We start from the raw sequence: 16,142 nt of genomic DNA, 5'->3' as shown, positions 1-16,142 counted from the left end.
GGGCTTGGCATTTTTCAGGTAGCCTTTATTCCGTTGCAAAACCAATATAATCAAGGAGAAACCATGTTTACAGGAATCGTACAAGGCTTAGGCGAAGTGCTGGCCATAGATCAGCGTGCGCCCGATTTCCGCAGCCACACCGTGCGCCTGCCCGAGGGCGCGGATGCCGATTTGCGCGTGGGCGCATCGGTGGCGCACAACGGCTGCTGCCTCACCATCACCCGCGTACACGAAAACGGCGCGGCGGATTTCGACCTGATGGGCGAAACGCTGGCCAAAACCAATCTGGGCGCATTGCAGCCGGGCGACAAGGTAAACATCGAGCGCGCCGCCCGCTTCGGCGACGAAATCGGCGGCCACAGCATGAGCGGCCACATCACAGCCACTGCCGAAATCAGCCGCATCGAAGCGAACGGGCTGAATCGCACCGTGTGGTTTAGGCTACCTGAAAACCTGAAAGGCTATGTTTTCCCTAAAGGATTCATCGGGCTGGACGGCTGCAGCCTCACCATCGGCACGGTAAGCGACAGCGAATTCAATGTACACCTAATCCCCGAAACCCTGAACCGTACGCTGTTTGGCAGCCGCCGCGCCGGCGAGCGGGTGAATGTGGAAATCGATCCGCAAACGCAGGTGATTGTGGATACCGTGGCGAGGATTTTGGCAGAAAAGGACAACGCATGATGCCGCTGCCGCCGCAAGTGCCGCGCCGGGACGGCGGAATCAGCCGCCGTGTGGCGACCGCTTTACTCCGGCTGCTGGGCTGGCGCGTCGCAGGCAGCGTGCCGGATGTAGCCAAATGCGTGGTGGTGGCCGTACCGCACACATCGAATTTCGACGGGCTGTATGTGCTGCCTGCTCTGCTGGCTTTGGATTTGAAAATGAGCATCTTCGGCAAGAAAAGCCTGTTTGCCGTGCCCGGTTTGGCGGCGTTTTTGCGCTGGGCGGGCGTGATGCCGCTGGATAGGGAACGCGCCGGCGGCGTGGTGGACGAAGCCGTGGCCGCCTTCCGCCGCAGCGAGCAGCTGTTTCTCGGCATCTCGCCGGAAGGCACGCGCCACGCCGCGCCCAAATGGAAAAGCGGTTACTGGCGGATTGCCCGCGGCGCCGGTGTGCCGGTATTGCCGGTGGCGATCGACTACGGGCGGCGCGAAGTGCGCTTCCTGCCGCTATTTACCCCCACCGCCGACATGGCCGCCGACATGGCCGCCGACCACGCCGCACTGGCCGCACTGTTTCGCGGCATCGAGCCGAAGCATAAACATCGTTTGTCTTTGCCGCTGCGTGAAGCCCAGATGGCCGAAACCGATTGATGACATATGGAGATTACACTTCAACCCATCGGCTACCTCGAAACGCCGTTTAACGACATCGCCGATATGCCGATACAGCCGTCTGTGCTGGCCGATACACGCGGCAAAGCCGTGCTGGATGAAAAATTTGCGCCCGGCTTAAAGGATTTAGACGGCTTCTCGCATATCATCCTGCTGTTCTTGCTGCATAAAATATCCGGCTATCAGCTGGAGGTAGTACCGTTTATGGACACGCTACCGCACGGCATTTTCGCCACCCGCTCGCCCAAACGGCCAAACCGTATCGGCATGTCGATTGTGCGCGTGGAAAGCGTGGTCGGGAATATCGTGCAGTTCAAAGGCGTAGATATGCTCAACGGCAGCCCGCTGCTCGACATCAAGCCCTACTATTCCTATTTCGACCAGCAAACCCAGGTTCGCAACGGCTGGCTGGAAGGGAAAACGCTGCGGCCGGAAAATTTGCGTTCCGACAAACGCTTTGAATCATGAGCCTACCCACTCAGCACAAAATGCCTTGAATGCCCAAAATAACGCTTAATCATTGCCCGTACAACTCTTCCAACCAAGCCAGCCAATGCCGCTGGCAAGGAAGCCGTGCTTTGATCGCCGCTGAAACCGATTGATATGACAGACACCCCCACCGTTCCCGACTATCTGCGCCACATCCACGTGGTGCTCACCCGCACCAGCCATCCCGGCAACATCGGCGCCGCCGCCCGCGCCATGAAAACCATGGGCTTGAGCCGCCTCACCCTGGTCGCACCCAACCTGATGGCCACGCCGATGACCCCCGAGCCGCCTACTTTCGATGCTGCCCAGGCTGCCGCGTTCCGACTGCCGGAAGAAAGCTTCATCCTCGCTTCCGGCGCGCGCGACGTGCTGGAGCAGGCGCGAATTGTGGCCACCTTGGATGAAGCGCTGGCCGACACCGTATTGAGCTGCGCCCTCACCAGCCGCCGCCGCGAACTCTCCGCCCCACTACACACCCCGCGCGAACTCGTGCCCGAGCTATTACAGGCCGCGCAGCAAGGTTTTCAGGTAGCCCTCGTATTCGGCAACGAAACCTTCGGCCTGAACATCGACGAAGTGCAGCACTGCAACCGTCTGCTCACCATCAGCGGCAATCCCGCCTATTTCTCGCTCAACCTCGCCCAGGCCGTGCAAGTGGTGTGCTACGAAATTTTCAGCCAAACCGGCATCGGCATGAGCCAGCTGCAACAGGCACATACGCCCGCTACACAAAGCCAAACACGCGGCATGGTGGACCACTTGGAGCAAATCATTGAGCAAACCGGCTTTGCCAACCGCCACAACCAAGAACGCATGATGCGCCGCCTGCACAGCCTCTTCGATCGCGCCTCTCCCAGCCGCGAAGACATCGACCTGCTGCGCGGCCTGTGGAACAGGATTTTGCAGCGGCTAAGGGATTAAGGGCAGGGAAGGGGAAGGCTACCTGAAAGTTTCAGGTAAACTTCCATCTTGTGTAGTCGTTCCCAATAGGGATGAGACAAGGTGGCGAGCTGTAGATGGTATAAATAGTACGGCAAGGCGAGTCAAAGCCGTATCACCCCTATTATGGAAGGCTGTAAAAAACCTTGAATTGCCAGGGGATAACACTTATCATTGCCACCCTTGTAGCTGAAGCAATTATTTCTTCCTAACAAGGCGAGTCAACGTAGCAGGAAGAAATAATTGCTTCAGCTATGCAAAACACATCTGAAAAAGGAAACAAATATGGCATACCAACTGCCCGAACTACCCTATGCTTATGACGCGCTGGAGCCACATTTCGATACGCAAACCATGGAAATCCACCACAGCAAGCACCATCAGGCCTATGTAAATAATGCCAATGCCGTGTTGGCCAAACTGCCCGAGTGGGAAAAACTGTCCGCCGAAGAGCTGATTGCCCGCCTTGCCGAGTTGCCCGAAAACGTGCGTACTCCTCTGCGTAACAATGCCGGTGGCCACGCCAACCACAGCCTGTTTTGGCAAATCCTGAAAACCGGTACCACTCTGCAAGGCAAGCTCAAAGCCGCCATCGAGCGTGATTTCGGCAGCGTGGAAGCTTTCCAGGCCGAGTTTGAAAAAGCTGCTGCTACCCGTTTTGGCTCTGGTTGGGCCTGGCTGGTATATGAAAACGGCAAGCTCAAAGCCGTTTCCACTGCCAACCAAGACTCCCCGCTGATGGGACAGGCCGTATCCGGTGTGTCCGGCTACCCGATTATTGGCTTGGATGTGTGGGAACACGCCTACTACCTGAAATTCCAAAACCGTCGCCCCGACTACATCAAAGCCTTCTGGCAAGTAGTAAACTGGGACGAAGCCGCCCGCCGTTTTGAAAGCGTGGCTGCTTAAGTGTCTATCTTTCTGAAACAGGCTACCTGAAAGCCCGTTCGGCATTTTCAGGTAGCCTTTTCCAATTCCAATCACTTAGCAAATACCAATCAATAAAATGGCAACACTCAGCAACGAAGACATCCACTGCTTCAAACAACAAGCCCACCAACTGCGCCCCACCGTGCTCATCGGCAAACAAGGGCTCACTGAGGCTGTTATCAAAGAAACCGACACCCGCCTCACCGCTCGCGAGCTGATTAAAGTGCAAGTGGCCGGCGACGACAGGCAGGAGCGCATCGCCATTGCCGAAGCCCTCTGTGCCGCCACCGGCGCCGAACTGGTGCAGCACATCGGCAAACAGCTGGTGTTGTGGCGGCCGAAGCCCGAAGAAAAAGAGTAGGGCGGCTGCACATTTTTTCATGCAGGGCAGGCCAAAGCTGTATCGGTGTCGGTTGATTCGTTATTCCACAATATAATCCGATTTCAAACAGCATCTTGCCAAACCGGCATATTGCAGTATAATGCCGCCTTTCCCGCGGACGTGGCGAAATTGGTAGACGCACCAGATTTAGGTTCTGGCGCCGAGAGGTGTGAGAGTTCGAGTCTCTCCGTCCGCACCATCTTCACAAAACAGCCCAAATTTTCGGGCTGTTTTTACGTCTAATACCATCCAATGCAATCAGTCAAATTCAAGACAGGCAAGGATTTCAGGCTGGTTCAATCTATCCTTTCCCCTTCCCTATTCAGCTAATCCCGTCTAATGCCGTCTAATTGAATTGCCCCTTTTGTGGGGGTATGATTGGGGGCGTCCAGAAAATACCCTCAAAAATATACCCCCAGAATGCCCCTAAACGACCGCCAAATCAAGAACGCAAAACCTACCGGCACAGGAAAGAAATCCAAACTGTTTGACGGCAGCGGCCTGTATCTGGAAATTACCCCGGCAGGCGGCAAAATCTTCCGCCTGAAATACCGTATCGACGGCAAGGAAAAAACGCTGACTATCGGCAAGTATCCTGCCGTTTCCCTATCCGAAGCCCGGCAAGCTGCCGAAAACGCCCGCCACCTGCTTTCAGGCGGGCAAGACCCCGCTGCCGCCAAGCAACAGGCCAAGCAGGAAAGGCAGGCTGCTTTACTGAATACTTTTGCCGCCACTACCCGCCGCTGGCACACCGACAATCTACACCGCTGGAAGCCAAACCATGCAGAGCGCATCATGCGCTATTTTGAAACCGATGTTTTTCCGCTGATTGGAGAAATACCGATAGATAGCATCACGGTAGGGCAAATCAAATAAGTTTTAGACCGTATCACAGCGCGGGGCGTGAGCAACACAGCCGAAAAAGTAAGGGAATGGATAGGCGCAGTTTTCGATTATGCGGCCATGCTGGAAGTAACCGACCGCAACCCCGCCCGTGCATTGCGCAAATACATTGCCAAGCAACCGCCCAAAAACCGTGCAGCCCTACCGCGTGAAGAACTGACAGAGTTTTATCGCCGCCTGATACTGGCCGAGATTGAACCGGCAAATAAAATCGCCCTATTACTGCTGATGCTGGTGTTTGTACGTAATACCGAACTACGCGGCGGACAATGGGCAGAAGTAAATTTTGCAGCGGCGCAATGGGTAATTCCCGCCGAACGAATGAAGCACGAGAAGACCGCCCCCAAACCGCCGCACACCGTGCCGCTTTCCGATTGGGTGCTGGAGCTACTGCGGGAACTGCACGGCCTAACCGGCAATACTCCCTATCTATTTCCCAGCCGCACCAAAACCACCGGCTTTATCAGCGATGCCACCCTAACCTGCATCATTGAGCGCCTAGGCTACAAAGGCATAGCCACCCCGCACGGCTTCCGCAGTTTGGCAAGCAGCATCCTGAACGAACAGGGCTACAACCCAGATGCCATAGAACGCCAGTTAGCGCATGAAGAAAGCAACCGGATTAGAGCCGCCCACAACCGGGCGGAGTATCTGGCCGAGCGGCGGGAGATGATGCAATGGTATTCAGACTATCTGCGGGAGCGATACCGCCAAGCCAAAGCCTTGATTGCAACAGATGGGGCTACCTGAAAAACAAAACACCAGCAGGCGGGCTGGTGTTTTATTTCGCTTCGCATTATCCTTAATCCAGCCTAATGCCGTATAACGCTGTATTGTGCAGATAGCGATAAGGTATAGCGCATTTAGTAAAACTTAGTATTTTGAGCTTCAACATTTTTCAACAGGAGGCATGGGTAATTTATGCCAAATACTGATTATAGTTATTTAAAAAATTTAGATAAACATCATAAAGTAGCGTATCTAAACTTAGATACTGTCTACACTGTACTGTCAGAATACTTTGATAAATTAACAAACTTAGAAATTTCAAAAATACATAATGATTACATATTGTTATGCAAAAACTTTAAAGAGCGAGCAGGGTTCCCTCTTGAAAAATCATTGATAATGAGTGATTTACTATTTTTTTGGGAGATAATATAAAAACAACAGAAAAAGACATGTCGGCTTTTCTTGCAGTTAATGAAATTTATACTCTAATTAATGATTATGATGGATTGGAGCATTACGAGTTAATAGATAGGATGGGATAACCCTGCTGACACGTCTAGAAGTCTGCAACGCTGTCCTAATTGGCAGCGGTATGAGCTATCCGGAGCGCAAGGCCTCTCTGTTTGATATGGCCGCATCCTACCGCCACGGCAGCCACATCTGCTGCATTGAGAAAACTGCTGTTCTGACAGCCTAGACAGCATCCCGAAAAGGAGCAGAGAAATGGGCAATCGAAAGAAAAAGGCAGAGAGATGGCAGCACAATTACGCTGCCATTTCCCATGTGGCTTGGTCGTTGAGGTCGTAGTTCTCCTCGCCATCTCTGATGGATACTTCCGCCCATTCACGGATGATGGCGCTGCGGTATTCTTTCTCCAGCCGCAGGGCTTCGGCTTCTTGCCTGCTCTCTTCGTCCTGTGCCGCGCTGATTTCGTCCAAGTAGGCGGCTAACATGCCATCGTAGTTTGGCTGGATGGTGTACATGATTGCTCTCTCCTTCAATCACAGTGAATGTTTAATAAAACCATCTCTTAGAAATGGTTACGTTAAACATTCACTTACCGTTGATAAGGGCGGCGGCATCCCGGCCTGTCTGTTGCCCCAGTTCCCCTCCGGCCTGACTGCTGCTTGAGGGTGGCGGTGAAGCGGTGTTGTGCTTCGTTGGGGTGTAGTATAGAAAACTATACTTTCCTTTGATTTGAAACAGAATTTATTTTTTCGCGGGCAACAAAAAAGCCGCACTTGGCGGCAACAGTCGGCTACGGGTTTACGGTTGGGATTGCTTAAATCTTATTGCAACTGTAAAATAGTTGCATATAGCAAACAAAGGCAAAATAATGGGCAAGGCGGAAAAACTGCTGGCACGGCTGTTGAGCCTGCCGCGTGATTTCACTTGGGGCGAGCTGACTGCCGTGATGAACAAACACGGGTTTGTGCTGCACAAGGGCAGCGGCTCGGGTAGGAAGTTTCTGCATCGGGAAACGGGGATTGCGGTTACGCTGCACGAACCGCACCCGGGCAAGATTTTGAAGCGTTACCAACTGCAAGACGTGATTGAGGGCTTGCGTAAAATTGGAGTGATGGATGATGAATGATTTATTGAGCTATAAAGGCTACGAAGGCACGGTGCAATACAGCAAAGAAGACGACTGCCTGCACGGGCGGGTGCTGCATATCCGCAGCGTGCTGGGCTATGGCGGGGAGACCTTGGCCGAAGTGAAGGCGATGTTCGAGCAGGCGGTGGACGAATACTTGGCGATGTGTGCCGAAGAAGGGATCCCGCCGGAGAAGCCTTATAAGGGCAGCCTGAACGTGCGGCTGGGGGCGGAACTGCACCGGCAGGCAGCCGCGATGGCGGCACGACAACATACCTCGCTGAATGATTTGATTGTGCAGGCGGTGGAAAGGCAGGTGCGGGAAGCACTGCCTGCCTGACTTTTAATTACGGCGAATTCGCCATATTTGAATTGAAGGAGCGGTAAATGAAAATGCAAAAATTTGATATAGCCGAATACTTGGACAGCGAGGAAATGATTGCGGCCTATCTTTCTTCTGTGCTGGAAGACGGGGATGCGGACGAATTTATCGCCGCGCTGGGAGACGTGGCGCGAGCCAAGGGGATTAGCGAGCTGGCCGCGCAAACCGGGCTGGGCCGGGAAAGCCTGTATAAAACCCTGTCCGGCAACAGCAAGCCGCGTTTTGATACGGTATTGAAGATTACCCGGGCGCTAGGGGTGGAGATGCCCTTGGCTCCGGCTGCCTTGATCGGATAATAGACACAACCGCCTGCGGGCGGTTTTTTGGCGGGCAAAAGAAAAGCCCGCGCTGGGCGGGCTGTGGTTGAATTAATTAAGCGAAAGCGTGCTGCATCATTTCTTGATGCTGTTCAGCGTCCTCCGCTTGCCTACGAATTAGGATAGCTTCGGCAATGTTCCTTTCTGTAATGCCGTTTCCGTTTCGCAAGCGGAGTTTATTTTTAACCTTGTCCCATCCGTAGATTTTTACCAAGATGGCAATGCTTTCATCAGCAAAAGAGCCAGAGATAACATCAACACCTTGCAGGTCAATTATAATTCTGCTAACGGCTGGGTTCTCAAAAGCTTTAATAATTTGGTCTCGGATTGGGATGGCAGCTCGGCGGGAAGCAAGACTGCCACTTGGCAAGTGGATAATTCTTTCCATGTCAGCCTCCTTTAATTTAACCTATTAATGTATCTAATATATCTGCAATTTCTGCATTAGCAGACGGTGTTGTGATTTGGTTTAGATTACTAGTCTGCAATCTGCATTGGATAATTACCCCATCCCAAAATAGGTCTTGGGGACAGGGTCTGATGCGTTTTATTCTATTCTGAAAATTTGATATTGACAACTCGGCATTACCTGTGATTATGGTTAACTCTCCACCAAAACTTTCCACCACATCAATAAATCGAGGTAGACCTAAGCCTGCATGATTGTTCCCACTGCTATACTTGGCAAGGCTTCCCATAGGATTGCCTATTACGTCTGGCGGCAATTGTTGCGCCCAGTCGTCTTTTGGTTTGATAGTCTTGGATGAGTTCCCTTTTTTGATGCACCACTCAATAGCATCTTCGTGATTATCTATTTGAATACCAACACGGTTTAACTCCTTCAGAAACCCACTCCCACAATCTGCCAGAGCGAACTCAATCCATTTGTTGTATTTTTGCGCCATCGAGAAGCCGGTGGATTTTCCATGTGACCACACGTTATCGTGTACTTCACCAATAGCATCAATCAAAGGGGAGATGGCTGCCCTGTTCTCTCCATCCCCCATCACATTGATGCAACTGCCTATCTGTGTAGTGGCACTATCAACAGATTCTTCACAGTCAAGCATAGTCAATAAAGAGTAGCTTTTCCCTAGATTCGGCCTGTCCCAAGTATCATTAATCCCCCATACCTTGTTGAAAAATCCAATTGTTATTAGATAGTTCATTCGAGAGTCGTCCACATTAAAAAAGTGTGTGGGCGTCTTATGTTTGTACAGATAGGCTGCCATACACACTAAATAGGCAGGTTTGATAAAGTCTTCGTTATAAATACTGACAGGGTTATTTTTAATGATGGTTTGACAATCTTGTAGAGCTGAAATTAAGTCTTTAGCCATAAGTTAAATATCCATTTCAATCCAACACGCTCCACCAGAACACGCGGCCTATTATTTGAATATCGGATGCATCGACTTCTTCGTTCGGGTGCTCATCTTCATTGTAGCTATGGATACGGATTCTATTGCCTGGCAGGCGGTAAAGGATTTTGGTGCGTAGCCAGCCGTCATGATTGATGGCGTAAATCTTGCCGTCCTTAATGTGCTTTTGGCTGGTGTCTACGCCTAACGTAGCGCCATCAGGGAATACCGGCTCCATGCTGTTGCCATCGGCAGATACACATACTACGTCTTTAGGGTTGATGCCTTTGCGGTGCAGGGTGGATTTGTGAAAGCGCAGCTTATAGCCGTTGAAGTCGGACGCTTCAAATGCACCGGAGCCGGCAGATAAGCGCACTTCTTTCAGGAATGGCACTTCACACTCTGCATTATTGAGCGGTGTGCCGTCCTGCCATGTTTCTACCATGGCGAAAGCGGTCGCGTTTGATTCTATCGGTTTGCCGGTAGAGGCTGGCTGATATTTTTCGCCCGTGCCATCTGCCAGCCATTGGGTAGAGAAGCGGGTTTTCTTTCCGAAGGCCAATAACGGCTTCGCGCCTAGCCCCGTACTTCCGTTAAACCATTGTCCAACCAGTCCTTTTGATACTCCGGCGAAGTCTGCGAGTTGCTGCTGCGTGGTTAAACCATGCTCGGCCATCAACTCTTCCAATCTATCTTTAAGCGTGTTCATATCAATATCCTATCTGATTGTTTAGCAGTCTAAACTAAATATTGTTTAGACTGCTTGACTTTTATATGTTTAGTATCCTATACTTTAGGTAAGTTTTCTAAGATGAAAGAAGAAAATGAAACATATCGAGTTTATTGAACTACTAGGCGGCACATCCAAAGTTGCCGGCTTGTGTGGCATTTCCAAAGGGGCGGTATCCCAATGGAAAAAGAACGGTATCCCGTTGGCACAAAACAATTATCTGAAAACCAAATTCCCTAAAGAGTACAAGAAAATCTTTGGGGCTAGGCCATGACTGAATTATCAGTAGAAGTGATAACAAAATCCCACAAGGTGCAAGCTACTGTTTTGAGGATGCTTGCGGACAAATCACAGCACGAAATAGCGCTGATGCTTGGTGTGGATGATGCCACCGTGAGCCGGTGGAAGTCTGATGAACGCGGGCTATTGAAGGCCGCGCGAATGATTGCTGCCTGTGGCGGCAAGGTAGTGGATGAAGATGCCGTGGTGGTGAATGCCGAAGAGTACCGGCTGATGTGCCGTATCTCGGCTGAATATTTTGGCCGCCAGGCGGATAGATGACGGTCGCAAATATTTTTGAGGAAAGGAAAGAAGATGAAGGAAAGACAAGAGATTGAGCAAGTACTGTCTTTGGAAGAAACCAACCAAGCGGATTCCAGTAAATGAGTGGTGCTAATTCCCCCAATGACTTTAATGACGTTGGTTAGTCCGGAGTAGTCTCTCCCTGGTTTCTTCAGATCGTAGCTGATTAGTAGGTAGCGGGCCATGATTTTACCTTTCGTGGTGGGTGGTTGTGAGAGGCAGCCATTCTGCCACGGCGGGCAAAGCGGAAAGACGCTTGGCAGCCCGGACAGATGGGCAAAAGAAAGCCCGCTAAGGCGGGCTGGAAAATCACACTTCTTTAACCTGGGTGTTAGCAGTAGTGGATTTAACTAAGTCTATCGAATGGGAACAACTTTGTTTGGATGCGTAGCCTTCGGAGCTGACGGCAATGATTTCATGATTACCGGCTTTTAACCGCCAGCGCCATTCATTACGGGCATCTCTATATATTTCAAAATACATATAAGGAACTCCTATGGATTATGCGAAAAAACGAATACACGTTCTCCTACCGTTTCAAAGGCAGGACGTGGTCATTGAGCATTTGGGCGGACAGCCCGGAGGAAGCTAGGGAGAAACTGGGGGCTGCGGCCAATGCGCGTTATGACGGGCAAATCATGCAACGGATTTATGTGCCGGTCAAGGCTGCTTGGTTTCGGCGGTTTCGGGAATGGTGGGAGTGAAAAAAAGCCCGCCGGAGCGTGGCGGGCAAAAGTCGTATGAAGAAATTCCCTTTTCAAGGAGACTTGATTATGACAAATAAAGCCATGCAAAGCAAGCGCAAATCGATAACAAAAAAACTTAGGTTTGAAGTTTTAAAGCGAGATTCCTTTACTTGTCAGTATTGTGGCAAAGCTGCACCTGATGTGGTGTTGGAAATAGACTATATTAATCCGGTCAGCAATGGTGGCGATAACGACATCATGAATCTGATTACTTTGTGCCGGGACTGCAATCAGGGTAAGAAGCATCGGACGCTGGACGATCACTCTGTGATTCAAAAGCAGAAAGCCATGCTGGATGAGCTGAACCAGCGGCGTGAGCAGTTGGAAATGCTGATGAAATGGCGCGAGGAACTGCAAGAGATTGATGACCAATGCATTGATGCTGTCGCGGCAAGAATCAATGAATTTCTCCAGCTACGGTTAATGACCAGGGCAAAAGAAGTATCAGGGGCGGCCGCACGATTTGCTGATATTCGACGAGGCGGCGAATTTCTTGGAAATTCAGGTGCGGGCCTTGCTGGGCTGGCTGCGTTCGACCGACCCGAATCAGAAATGCCAGGCGCTCTTGACCTTTAATCCGCCGACCACGGTGGAGGGGCGTTGGATCGTGGATTTCTTTGCGCCGTGGCTGGATAAGAAGTTTCCTAATCCGGCGGTGGGTGGGGAAATCCGCTATGCGGCCAGTGTGGATGGGAAGGATGTGTGGGTGGATGACGGTCGGGAATTTGTGTTGGCGGACGGGGTGCCGGTGTATGAGTTCGAGCGCGGGGCTTTCAAACCGGAAGAGGTGGTGAAGCCTTTGGCCCGCACGTTTATCCCCAGCCGGGTAACGGACGCCTACTGCCTGGCGCTGTTGGATACGCCGAAAATCGACAGCTTGCGCGCGGCAGGCGGTAATAGAAAAGTGATGGAGTACAACCCTTATGCTTGATGTGCGGACAGATGACGGCTTGCGCCATATGGATTGGATTGAACGGCATCTGGCCGAGGCGCACCGCTCGGAAACGGAGGCGGCATGGGCCGGGCAGGTGAGCTTGAACCGTGAGCTGTATCAGGCGGTGGCGGCAGCGGGGAATCTGTTGTTTGCCGGGGCGTTTGCTGACGGTGAGCTGGTGGGCTACTGCTCGGCGTTCCTGTTGCGCCATCTGCATTATGACTGCCTGATGTGCCAGCATGACGCGTTGTTTTTACTGCCGGCATATCGGGCGGGGACGGCAGGCTTGCGCCTGGTGCGGACGATTGAGCAGGAGGCGGCGCGGCGTGGCGCGGCTTATGTGGCCTGGCATGCCAAGCCGGGCAGCAGTTTTGAAGGCATACTTGCGCGGCGTTGCCACCGTGAGGATGTGGTTTATTTACGGCAACTGACGAAAGGATAGAGACGATGCCAGCAGCACCAGTGATCGCCGCCGTAGCAGCGGCAGTGGGAACCAGTTATTCGATTTACTCCGGCGAGCGTGCGGCCAAGAAACAAAGCCAAGCGCAAGCACAGGCGGAAAAGCAGGCGAAGGAGCAGGCTTTGCAGGCGGAGCGCGATTTCAATAAGGCCAACAGCAAGAAGGCCAACACGGCAGGCTTGCTGCAGGCGGCGCAACAGGACGGGGGCGGGGTGGGCAGCACCATGCTGACCGGCTCGGAAGGGGTTGGAAACGACAAGCTGAAACTGGGCAGGCAGGGCCTGTTGGGCAAAACCTCTCTCTTGGGGTAAGACATGGACACGACTTTACGCAAACGCATCCTGAAGCGGCATGCCGACCTGAAGAAGGAGCGTGCCTCTTGGGATGATCATTGGCGCGATATTTCCCGCCATCTGCTGCCGCGTTCGGGGCGTTTTTTGGCAGATGAACGCAATCGCGGCGATAAGCGCTTCAATGAGATTTACGACAGCACCGGCACGCAGGCGCTGCGCATCTTGGCGGCGTGGATGATGAGCGGCATGACTTCGCCGGCACGGCCTTGGTTTAAGCTGGCGATTGAGGATGGCGGCTTGATGCAGCACCAGCCGGTGAAGTTGTGGCTCGACCAGACGACTAAGCTGATGCACACCGTCTTCCAGCGCTCAAATACTTACCGTGCCCTGCATGCGATGTATGAGGAGCTGGGGGCGTTCGGCACGGCGGCCAGCATCATCCTGCCGGACTTCGATGATGTGCTGCACCACTACCCGCTGACGGTGGGGGAATATGCGGTGGCGACCAACTGGAAAGGCGAGGTGGATACGCTGTATCGTGAGTTCCAGAAGACGGTGGCGGAGACGGTGCGCGAATTCGGCTACGACAATTGCAGCCCTGCCCTACGCCGCTGCTATGACAATGGGCGGTATGATGACTGGGTAAACATCATCCATGCCGTCGAGCCGCGCTTGGAGCGGGATGCTTCGCGCCGTGATGCGCTGAATATGCCGTGGCGTTCGGTGTATTTGGAAAAAGGGGCGGGGGAAAACGAGGTGCTGCGCGAGGGCGGTTTTAGGCGTTTCCCGGCACTCTGCCCGCGCTGGACGGTATCGGGCGGGGATATTTACGGCCACAGCCCGGGCATGGAGGCATTGGGCGATATTAAGCAGCTGCAGCACGAGCAGCTGCGCAAGGCGCAGGGTATCGACTACAAGACCAACCCGCCGCTGCAAGTGCCGACCAGCCTGAAATATCGGGATGTGGACAGACTGCCCGGCGGGATTATGTACACCGATTCCGCCGGCTCGCAGGCATCCGCCCGCTGTATGAAGTGCAGCTGGATTTAAACCACCTGTTGCAGGATATTCAGGACGTGCGCGGGCGCATCCGCAGCACCTTTTATGCGGATTTGTTCCTGATGTTGAGCAATCAGCAGAATCCGAACATGACGGCCACGGAGGTGGCGGAACGGCATGAGGAAAAACTGCTGATGCTGGGGCCGGTATTGGAGCGTTTGCAGAACGAGTTACTCGATCCGCTGATTGAAACCACCTTCGACTTTATGCAGGAAGCGCAGATGCTGCCGCCGCCGGAAGAACTGGCGGACGTGGATATCGATATCCAGCTGGTATCGATGCTGGCGCAGGCGCAGCAGGCGGTGGCTACCAACAGCATCGACCGCTTCATTTCGACCGTGGGCGGGGTGGTGCAGTTCAAGCCGGAGGTGTTGGACAAGATCGATGCCGACCGCTTGACGGATGTGTACGCTTCGGCCTTGGGCGTGGATCAATCCATCATGCTGCCGGATGAGCAGGTGCAGGCGGTGCGCGAGCAGCGGGCGCAACAGCAACAGCAGGCGCAGCAGCTGGAGATGGCCGGCCAGGCGGCGGATGCGGTGCAGAAGGTGAGCCGGGCTGCCGGCAATACGGATGTGACGGAGGCGTTCAGCGGCTATGCTTAGGCAAGGCGGGAATAAAGGGCGGCGCAGGCTACCTTTTTTGTTGGGATAGTTAGCGATAACGGCGGCAAATATACTCCAACATTCTTTCTGCTTCAGAATCTGGAATTACATCATGAAAAATAGCTGTATTGCCTTGATTACGCAAAACTCTTTCCCCTTGTTCTTCATCATAGAAAGCAAAAAAAGTTGTAGCAAATTGGCGCTGCCTGCATTTGATACGCATATGTATTTTTGTATAACTGCCGCCTGTATTTTCATTGGGATTGTAATTACTATTATTGCCTACAAGGATTGACCAGACCCCATTTCTACTTGCCGTTCTAGTGTCAATATATGTTGTTGTTCCTTTGTCATCAGTATAGATTGGCTTCCATCTATTAGTTTGTGCCTGAGCAAAAGCAGCCATTCCAATCAGTAGCACTATAAATATATACTTTTTCATGATACCCTCTATTTAATTTGTCCAAAGTTATTGATAAATGTAGAAATATCATCTTTGTTGTTCAATAGATACCGCTTCCCTTTATCTAAAATTGAGATGCTGATAGATAGTGAATCTTGACCTTTGATGATACCTCGGTTTTTAAGCGTAGTAATGTGGCTGCTCGGAATAACGGCAAAGGATGTTTTAGTGAGTTCGCGCAAGGCGAATACATAATAGGTATTGCCGCTGTGGTTGGTTTCAAAAGATTTTTGGTTGATACTGAAACCAAAACTGCCATTGGCACGCGGCTGAGATGTTTTCACTTGGATATGGTAATAAACGTTTTCTTTTGATGCGACAATATCAATCCCTTTATCCACTACCATTAACGATGCATTAAAGCCCCAGAATAATAGCTCGCTCATCACCGCTAGCTCGCCAGCTTTGCCTAAAAAGGCAGAATCCACAGGCGGAGCAATGTTTTGTTCTGTAGGGTTGGCTACTCTCAGTTTCTTCAGACGGTACACGCCACGCTTGTAGGAAACAACCTTCCCTTTCGCATCTTTTTTACTGGCAACCTTAGTAAAAACGGCGTCTTTCTTTTTCACATGGGCAGCAAGCGCTGATGATAGTTTGTTGCTGAATGTGTCAGCATCCATTCCCATATTGTGATTTATCCTGACAGCTTCAATAGCAATATCAGATACATGGCCTTGTTTCCCTGGCATGTCAGCTAGGATTTTATATGCGGCTTGCAAGATTTGGCTGAGATTTTCCATAAGTAGTCCTTGATAATATTGACTTCCATCTGCCCAACAATTATGATGATCTCACTACTAAATCACAAGCGGATATCTGCCCCGTCAGTGCACATTTTTTGTGCCTATCGGTTTCGTTGCTCTCTCCTTGCATGAGATTAGCGGCACAAAACGCCAAGTTTCTCTGG

27 protein-coding genes and 1 tRNA gene are annotated in these 16,142 nt (G+C 52.0%); 21 read left to right on the top strand and 7 right to left on the bottom strand.

Translation table 11 applies throughout. The features are described 5' to 3' along the window. Nucleotides 1–63: 63 nt before the first annotated feature. From A7P99_RS03315 to A7P99_RS10645, 9 genes are all read left to right on the top strand, one after another. Nucleotides 64–684, top strand: a complete 621-nt coding sequence (locus tag A7P99_RS03315; protein WP_067448404.1) for a riboflavin synthase — start codon at nucleotides 64–66, stop codon at nucleotides 682–684. Continuing rightward, nucleotides 681–1,313 (top strand): lysophospholipid acyltransferase family protein, encoded by a 633-nt coding sequence (locus tag A7P99_RS03310; RefSeq protein ID WP_067686476.1) that lies wholly within the window; start codon nucleotides 681–683, stop codon nucleotides 1,311–1,313. Before A7P99_RS03315 ends, A7P99_RS03310 begins: the two co-directional genes overlap by 4 nt. A 6-nt stretch (nucleotides 1,314–1,319) precedes the next feature. Beyond that, entirely contained in the window at nucleotides 1,320–1,802 is a 483-nt protein-coding gene (gene tsaA, locus A7P99_RS03305) for a tRNA (N6-threonylcarbamoyladenosine(37)-N6)-methyltransferase TrmO (protein WP_067448406.1), read from the top strand. Nucleotides 1,803–1,937: 135 nt separating this feature from the next. Then, on the top strand, nucleotides 1,938–2,744 hold the full coding sequence (locus A7P99_RS03300; protein ID WP_067448408.1) for an RNA methyltransferase: 807 nt from the start codon (nucleotides 1,938–1,940) through the stop codon (nucleotides 2,742–2,744). 303 nt (nucleotides 2,745–3,047) lie between these two features. Then, nucleotides 3,048–3,671 (top strand): superoxide dismutase [Mn], encoded by a 624-nt coding sequence (gene sodA / locus A7P99_RS03295; protein ID WP_067442411.1) that lies wholly within the window; start codon nucleotides 3,048–3,050, stop codon nucleotides 3,669–3,671. A 97-nt stretch (nucleotides 3,672–3,768) separates the two neighbouring features. After that, nucleotides 3,769–4,053 carry a ribosome assembly RNA-binding protein YhbY gene (gene yhbY, locus A7P99_RS03290; RefSeq protein WP_067448410.1) on the top strand — a complete coding sequence of 95 codons (285 nt, stop codon included), beginning with the start codon at nucleotides 3,769–3,771 and terminating at the stop codon, nucleotides 4,051–4,053. A gap of 135 nt (nucleotides 4,054–4,188) precedes the next feature. Further along, nucleotides 4,189–4,273, top strand: a tRNA-Leu gene (locus tag A7P99_RS03285). A gap of 221 nt (nucleotides 4,274–4,494) precedes the next feature. Continuing rightward, nucleotides 4,495–4,950 (top strand): Arm DNA-binding domain-containing protein, encoded by a 456-nt coding sequence (locus tag A7P99_RS10650; RefSeq protein WP_067448412.1) that lies wholly within the window; start codon nucleotides 4,495–4,497, stop codon nucleotides 4,948–4,950. Nucleotides 4,951–4,977: 27 nt separating this feature from the next. Beyond that, a complete protein-coding gene (locus tag A7P99_RS10645; protein ID WP_197474749.1) occupies nucleotides 4,978–5,727 on the top strand; it encodes a site-specific integrase in 750 nt (249 codons plus the stop codon). Between the two features lie 746 nt (nucleotides 5,728–6,473). Here A7P99_RS10645 and A7P99_RS03270 read toward each other — a convergent pair. Further along, on the bottom strand, nucleotides 6,474–6,692 hold the full coding sequence (locus A7P99_RS03270; protein ID WP_067448416.1) for a hypothetical protein: 219 nt from the start codon (nucleotides 6,690–6,692) through the stop codon (nucleotides 6,474–6,476). Nucleotides 6,693–7,045: 353 nt separating this feature from the next. Between A7P99_RS03270 and A7P99_RS03265 the strand changes: the two genes are divergently transcribed. The 3 genes from A7P99_RS03265 to A7P99_RS03255 are packed head-to-tail and all read left to right on the top strand — an operon-like array spanning nucleotide 7,046 to nucleotide 7,981. After that, complete coding sequence (locus A7P99_RS03265) at nucleotides 7,046–7,303, top strand: type II toxin-antitoxin system HicA family toxin (RefSeq protein WP_067442196.1); 258 nt, start codon at nucleotides 7,046–7,048, stop codon at nucleotides 7,301–7,303. Then, on the top strand, nucleotides 7,293–7,643 hold the full coding sequence (locus tag A7P99_RS03260; protein ID WP_197476513.1) for a type II toxin-antitoxin system HicB family antitoxin: 351 nt from the start codon (nucleotides 7,293–7,295) through the stop codon (nucleotides 7,641–7,643). Before A7P99_RS03265 ends, A7P99_RS03260 begins: the two co-directional genes overlap by 11 nt. A 47-nt stretch (nucleotides 7,644–7,690) precedes the next feature. After that, nucleotides 7,691–7,981, top strand: a complete 291-nt coding sequence (locus A7P99_RS03255) for an addiction module antidote protein (RefSeq protein WP_067448418.1) — start codon at nucleotides 7,691–7,693, stop codon at nucleotides 7,979–7,981. Between the two features lie 76 nt (nucleotides 7,982–8,057). Here A7P99_RS03255 and A7P99_RS03250 read toward each other — a convergent pair whose 3' ends face one another. Genes A7P99_RS03250 through A7P99_RS03240 form a run of 3 tightly spaced genes read right to left on the bottom strand, consistent with a single transcriptional unit; the run spans nucleotide 8,058 to nucleotide 10,072 of the window. After that, nucleotides 8,058–8,390 carry an STAS-like domain-containing protein gene (locus tag A7P99_RS03250; protein WP_067448420.1) on the bottom strand — a complete coding sequence of 111 codons (333 nt, stop codon included), beginning with the start codon at nucleotides 8,388–8,390 and terminating at the stop codon, nucleotides 8,058–8,060. Between the two features lie 16 nt (nucleotides 8,391–8,406). Beyond that, nucleotides 8,407–9,342, bottom strand: a complete 936-nt coding sequence (locus A7P99_RS03245; protein WP_067448422.1) for a hypothetical protein — start codon at nucleotides 9,340–9,342, stop codon at nucleotides 8,407–8,409. Between the two features lie 16 nt (nucleotides 9,343–9,358). Beyond that, nucleotides 9,359–10,072: a helix-turn-helix transcriptional regulator gene (locus tag A7P99_RS03240; RefSeq protein WP_067686475.1), complete on the bottom strand. Its 714-nt coding sequence runs from the start codon at nucleotides 10,070–10,072 to the stop codon at nucleotides 9,359–9,361. Between the two features lie 115 nt (nucleotides 10,073–10,187). Here A7P99_RS03240 and A7P99_RS03235 point away from each other — a divergent pair, with 115 nt between their 5' ends. Both A7P99_RS03235 and A7P99_RS03230 read left to right on the top strand, forming a co-directional pair. Next, on the top strand, nucleotides 10,188–10,367 hold the full coding sequence (locus A7P99_RS03235; RefSeq protein WP_064084449.1) for a Cro/CI family transcriptional regulator: 180 nt from the start codon (nucleotides 10,188–10,190) through the stop codon (nucleotides 10,365–10,367). Then, nucleotides 10,364–10,654 carry a CII family transcriptional regulator gene (locus A7P99_RS03230; RefSeq protein WP_067528088.1) on the top strand — a complete coding sequence of 97 codons (291 nt, stop codon included), beginning with the start codon at nucleotides 10,364–10,366 and terminating at the stop codon, nucleotides 10,652–10,654. The genes A7P99_RS03235 and A7P99_RS03230 overlap by 4 nt, the downstream gene beginning before the upstream one ends. A gap of 330 nt (nucleotides 10,655–10,984) precedes the next feature. Here the strand turns inward: A7P99_RS03230 and A7P99_RS09590 are convergent, their stop codons facing one another. Further along, on the bottom strand, nucleotides 10,985–11,158 hold the full coding sequence (locus tag A7P99_RS09590) for a DUF1508 domain-containing protein (protein WP_082880713.1): 174 nt from the start codon (nucleotides 11,156–11,158) through the stop codon (nucleotides 10,985–10,987). 20 nt (nucleotides 11,159–11,178) lie between these two features. On the opposite strand from A7P99_RS09590, the gene A7P99_RS03225 reads away from it, so the two are divergent. The 7 genes from A7P99_RS03225 to A7P99_RS10550 all read left to right on the top strand — a co-directional run bounded on the left by A7P99_RS03225 (nucleotide 11,179) and on the right by A7P99_RS10550 (nucleotide 14,772). Then, nucleotides 11,179–11,379 (top strand): hypothetical protein, encoded by a 201-nt coding sequence (locus tag A7P99_RS03225; RefSeq protein WP_067442183.1) that lies wholly within the window; start codon nucleotides 11,179–11,181, stop codon nucleotides 11,377–11,379. A 69-nt stretch (nucleotides 11,380–11,448) separates the two neighbouring features. Continuing rightward, complete coding sequence (locus A7P99_RS10210; protein ID WP_067686474.1) at nucleotides 11,449–11,997, top strand: HNH endonuclease; 549 nt, start codon at nucleotides 11,449–11,451, stop codon at nucleotides 11,995–11,997. After that, nucleotides 11,987–12,352 (top strand): hypothetical protein, encoded by a 366-nt coding sequence (locus A7P99_RS09580; protein WP_197481756.1) that lies wholly within the window; start codon nucleotides 11,987–11,989, stop codon nucleotides 12,350–12,352. The genes A7P99_RS10210 and A7P99_RS09580 overlap by 11 nt, the downstream gene beginning before the upstream one ends. 28 nt (nucleotides 12,353–12,380) lie before the next feature. Continuing rightward, the gene (locus A7P99_RS03210) at nucleotides 12,381–12,797 is read left to right on the top strand and encodes a GNAT family N-acetyltransferase (protein WP_197481755.1); all 417 of its coding nucleotides are present in this window, start codon (nucleotides 12,381–12,383) and stop codon (nucleotides 12,795–12,797) included. A 5-nt stretch (nucleotides 12,798–12,802) separates the two neighbouring features. After that, complete coding sequence (locus A7P99_RS03205) at nucleotides 12,803–13,126, top strand: hypothetical protein (protein WP_067448436.1); 324 nt, start codon at nucleotides 12,803–12,805, stop codon at nucleotides 13,124–13,126. Nucleotides 13,127–13,129: 3 nt separating this feature from the next. Continuing rightward, nucleotides 13,130–14,158: a portal protein gene (locus A7P99_RS10555; protein ID WP_197481754.1), complete on the top strand. Its 1,029-nt coding sequence runs from the start codon at nucleotides 13,130–13,132 to the stop codon at nucleotides 14,156–14,158. Then, a complete protein-coding gene (locus tag A7P99_RS10550; protein ID WP_197481753.1) occupies nucleotides 14,143–14,772 on the top strand; it encodes a portal protein in 630 nt (209 codons plus the stop codon). The genes A7P99_RS10555 and A7P99_RS10550 overlap by 16 nt, the downstream gene beginning before the upstream one ends. A gap of 49 nt (nucleotides 14,773–14,821) precedes the next feature. Here A7P99_RS10550 and A7P99_RS09955 read toward each other — a convergent pair whose 3' ends face one another. Then, nucleotides 14,822–15,214: a surface-adhesin E family protein gene (locus A7P99_RS09955; protein WP_156499673.1), complete on the bottom strand. Its 393-nt coding sequence runs from the start codon at nucleotides 15,212–15,214 to the stop codon at nucleotides 14,822–14,824. Between the two features lie 8 nt (nucleotides 15,215–15,222). After that, the gene (locus A7P99_RS03195) at nucleotides 15,223–15,975 is read right to left on the bottom strand and encodes a hypothetical protein (RefSeq protein ID WP_067528096.1); all 753 of its coding nucleotides are present in this window, start codon (nucleotides 15,973–15,975) and stop codon (nucleotides 15,223–15,225) included. Nucleotides 15,976–16,142 lie beyond the last annotated feature (167 nt).

The organism is Eikenella sp. NML120348, from assembly GCF_001648435.1.
In the GTDB taxonomy this organism is placed as follows: Bacteria; Pseudomonadota; Gammaproteobacteria; order Burkholderiales; family Neisseriaceae; genus Eikenella; species Eikenella exigua.
This window is presented reverse-complemented; position numbering and strand designations above follow the sequence as displayed.

What these genes read in the sequence shown, in the direction of transcription:
- A7P99_RS03315 (WP_067448404.1), top strand. Translation starts at nt 64, where the DNA reads ATGTTTACAGGAATCGTACAAGGCTTAGGCGAAGTGCTGGCCATAGAT.
- A7P99_RS10650 (WP_067448412.1), top strand. Translation starts at nt 4,495, where the DNA reads ATGCCCCTAAACGACCGCCAAATCAAGAACGCAAAACCTACCGGCACA.
- A7P99_RS03205 (WP_067448436.1), top strand. Translation starts at nt 12,803, where the DNA reads ATGCCAGCAGCACCAGTGATCGCCGCCGTAGCAGCGGCAGTGGGAACC.
- sodA (WP_067442411.1), top strand. Translation starts at nt 3,048, where the DNA reads ATGGCATACCAACTGCCCGAACTACCCTATGCTTATGACGCGCTGGAG.
- A7P99_RS03240 (WP_067686475.1), bottom strand. Translation starts at nt 10,072, where the DNA reads ATGAACACGCTTAAAGATAGATTGGAAGAGTTGATGGCCGAGCATGGT.
- A7P99_RS03300 (WP_067448408.1), top strand. Translation starts at nt 1,938, where the DNA reads ATGACAGACACCCCCACCGTTCCCGACTATCTGCGCCACATCCACGTG.
- A7P99_RS03250 (WP_067448420.1), bottom strand. Translation starts at nt 8,390, where the DNA reads ATGGAAAGAATTATCCACTTGCCAAGTGGCAGTCTTGCTTCCCGCCGA.
- A7P99_RS03245 (WP_067448422.1), bottom strand. Translation starts at nt 9,342, where the DNA reads ATGGCTAAAGACTTAATTTCAGCTCTACAAGATTGTCAAACCATCATT.
- A7P99_RS03265 (WP_067442196.1), top strand. Translation starts at nt 7,046, where the DNA reads ATGGGCAAGGCGGAAAAACTGCTGGCACGGCTGTTGAGCCTGCCGCGT.
- A7P99_RS09955 (WP_156499673.1), bottom strand. Translation starts at nt 15,214, where the DNA reads ATGAAAAAGTATATATTTATAGTGCTACTGATTGGAATGGCTGCTTTT.
- A7P99_RS10210 (WP_067686474.1), top strand. Translation starts at nt 11,449, where the DNA reads ATGACAAATAAAGCCATGCAAAGCAAGCGCAAATCGATAACAAAAAAA.
- A7P99_RS03195 (WP_067528096.1), bottom strand. Translation starts at nt 15,975, where the DNA reads ATGGAAAATCTCAGCCAAATCTTGCAAGCCGCATATAAAATCCTAGCT.
- A7P99_RS10555 (WP_197481754.1), top strand. Translation starts at nt 13,130, where the DNA reads ATGGACACGACTTTACGCAAACGCATCCTGAAGCGGCATGCCGACCTG.
- A7P99_RS03230 (WP_067528088.1), top strand. Translation starts at nt 10,364, where the DNA reads ATGACTGAATTATCAGTAGAAGTGATAACAAAATCCCACAAGGTGCAA.
- A7P99_RS09590 (WP_082880713.1), bottom strand. Translation starts at nt 11,158, where the DNA reads ATGTATTTTGAAATATATAGAGATGCCCGTAATGAATGGCGCTGGCGG.
- A7P99_RS03210 (WP_197481755.1), top strand. Translation starts at nt 12,381, where the DNA reads ATGGATTGGATTGAACGGCATCTGGCCGAGGCGCACCGCTCGGAAACG.
- yhbY (WP_067448410.1), top strand. Translation starts at nt 3,769, where the DNA reads ATGGCAACACTCAGCAACGAAGACATCCACTGCTTCAAACAACAAGCC.
- A7P99_RS03225 (WP_067442183.1), top strand. Translation starts at nt 11,179, where the DNA reads ATGCGAAAAAACGAATACACGTTCTCCTACCGTTTCAAAGGCAGGACG.
- A7P99_RS03255 (WP_067448418.1), top strand. Translation starts at nt 7,691, where the DNA reads ATGAAAATGCAAAAATTTGATATAGCCGAATACTTGGACAGCGAGGAA.
- tsaA (WP_067448406.1), top strand. Translation starts at nt 1,320, where the DNA reads ATGGAGATTACACTTCAACCCATCGGCTACCTCGAAACGCCGTTTAAC.
- A7P99_RS03260 (WP_197476513.1), top strand. Translation starts at nt 7,293, where the DNA reads ATGATGAATGATTTATTGAGCTATAAAGGCTACGAAGGCACGGTGCAA.
- A7P99_RS03270 (WP_067448416.1), bottom strand. Translation starts at nt 6,692, where the DNA reads ATGTACACCATCCAGCCAAACTACGATGGCATGTTAGCCGCCTACTTG.
- A7P99_RS03235 (WP_064084449.1), top strand. Translation starts at nt 10,188, where the DNA reads ATGAAACATATCGAGTTTATTGAACTACTAGGCGGCACATCCAAAGTT.
- A7P99_RS03310 (WP_067686476.1), top strand. Translation starts at nt 681, where the DNA reads ATGATGCCGCTGCCGCCGCAAGTGCCGCGCCGGGACGGCGGAATCAGC.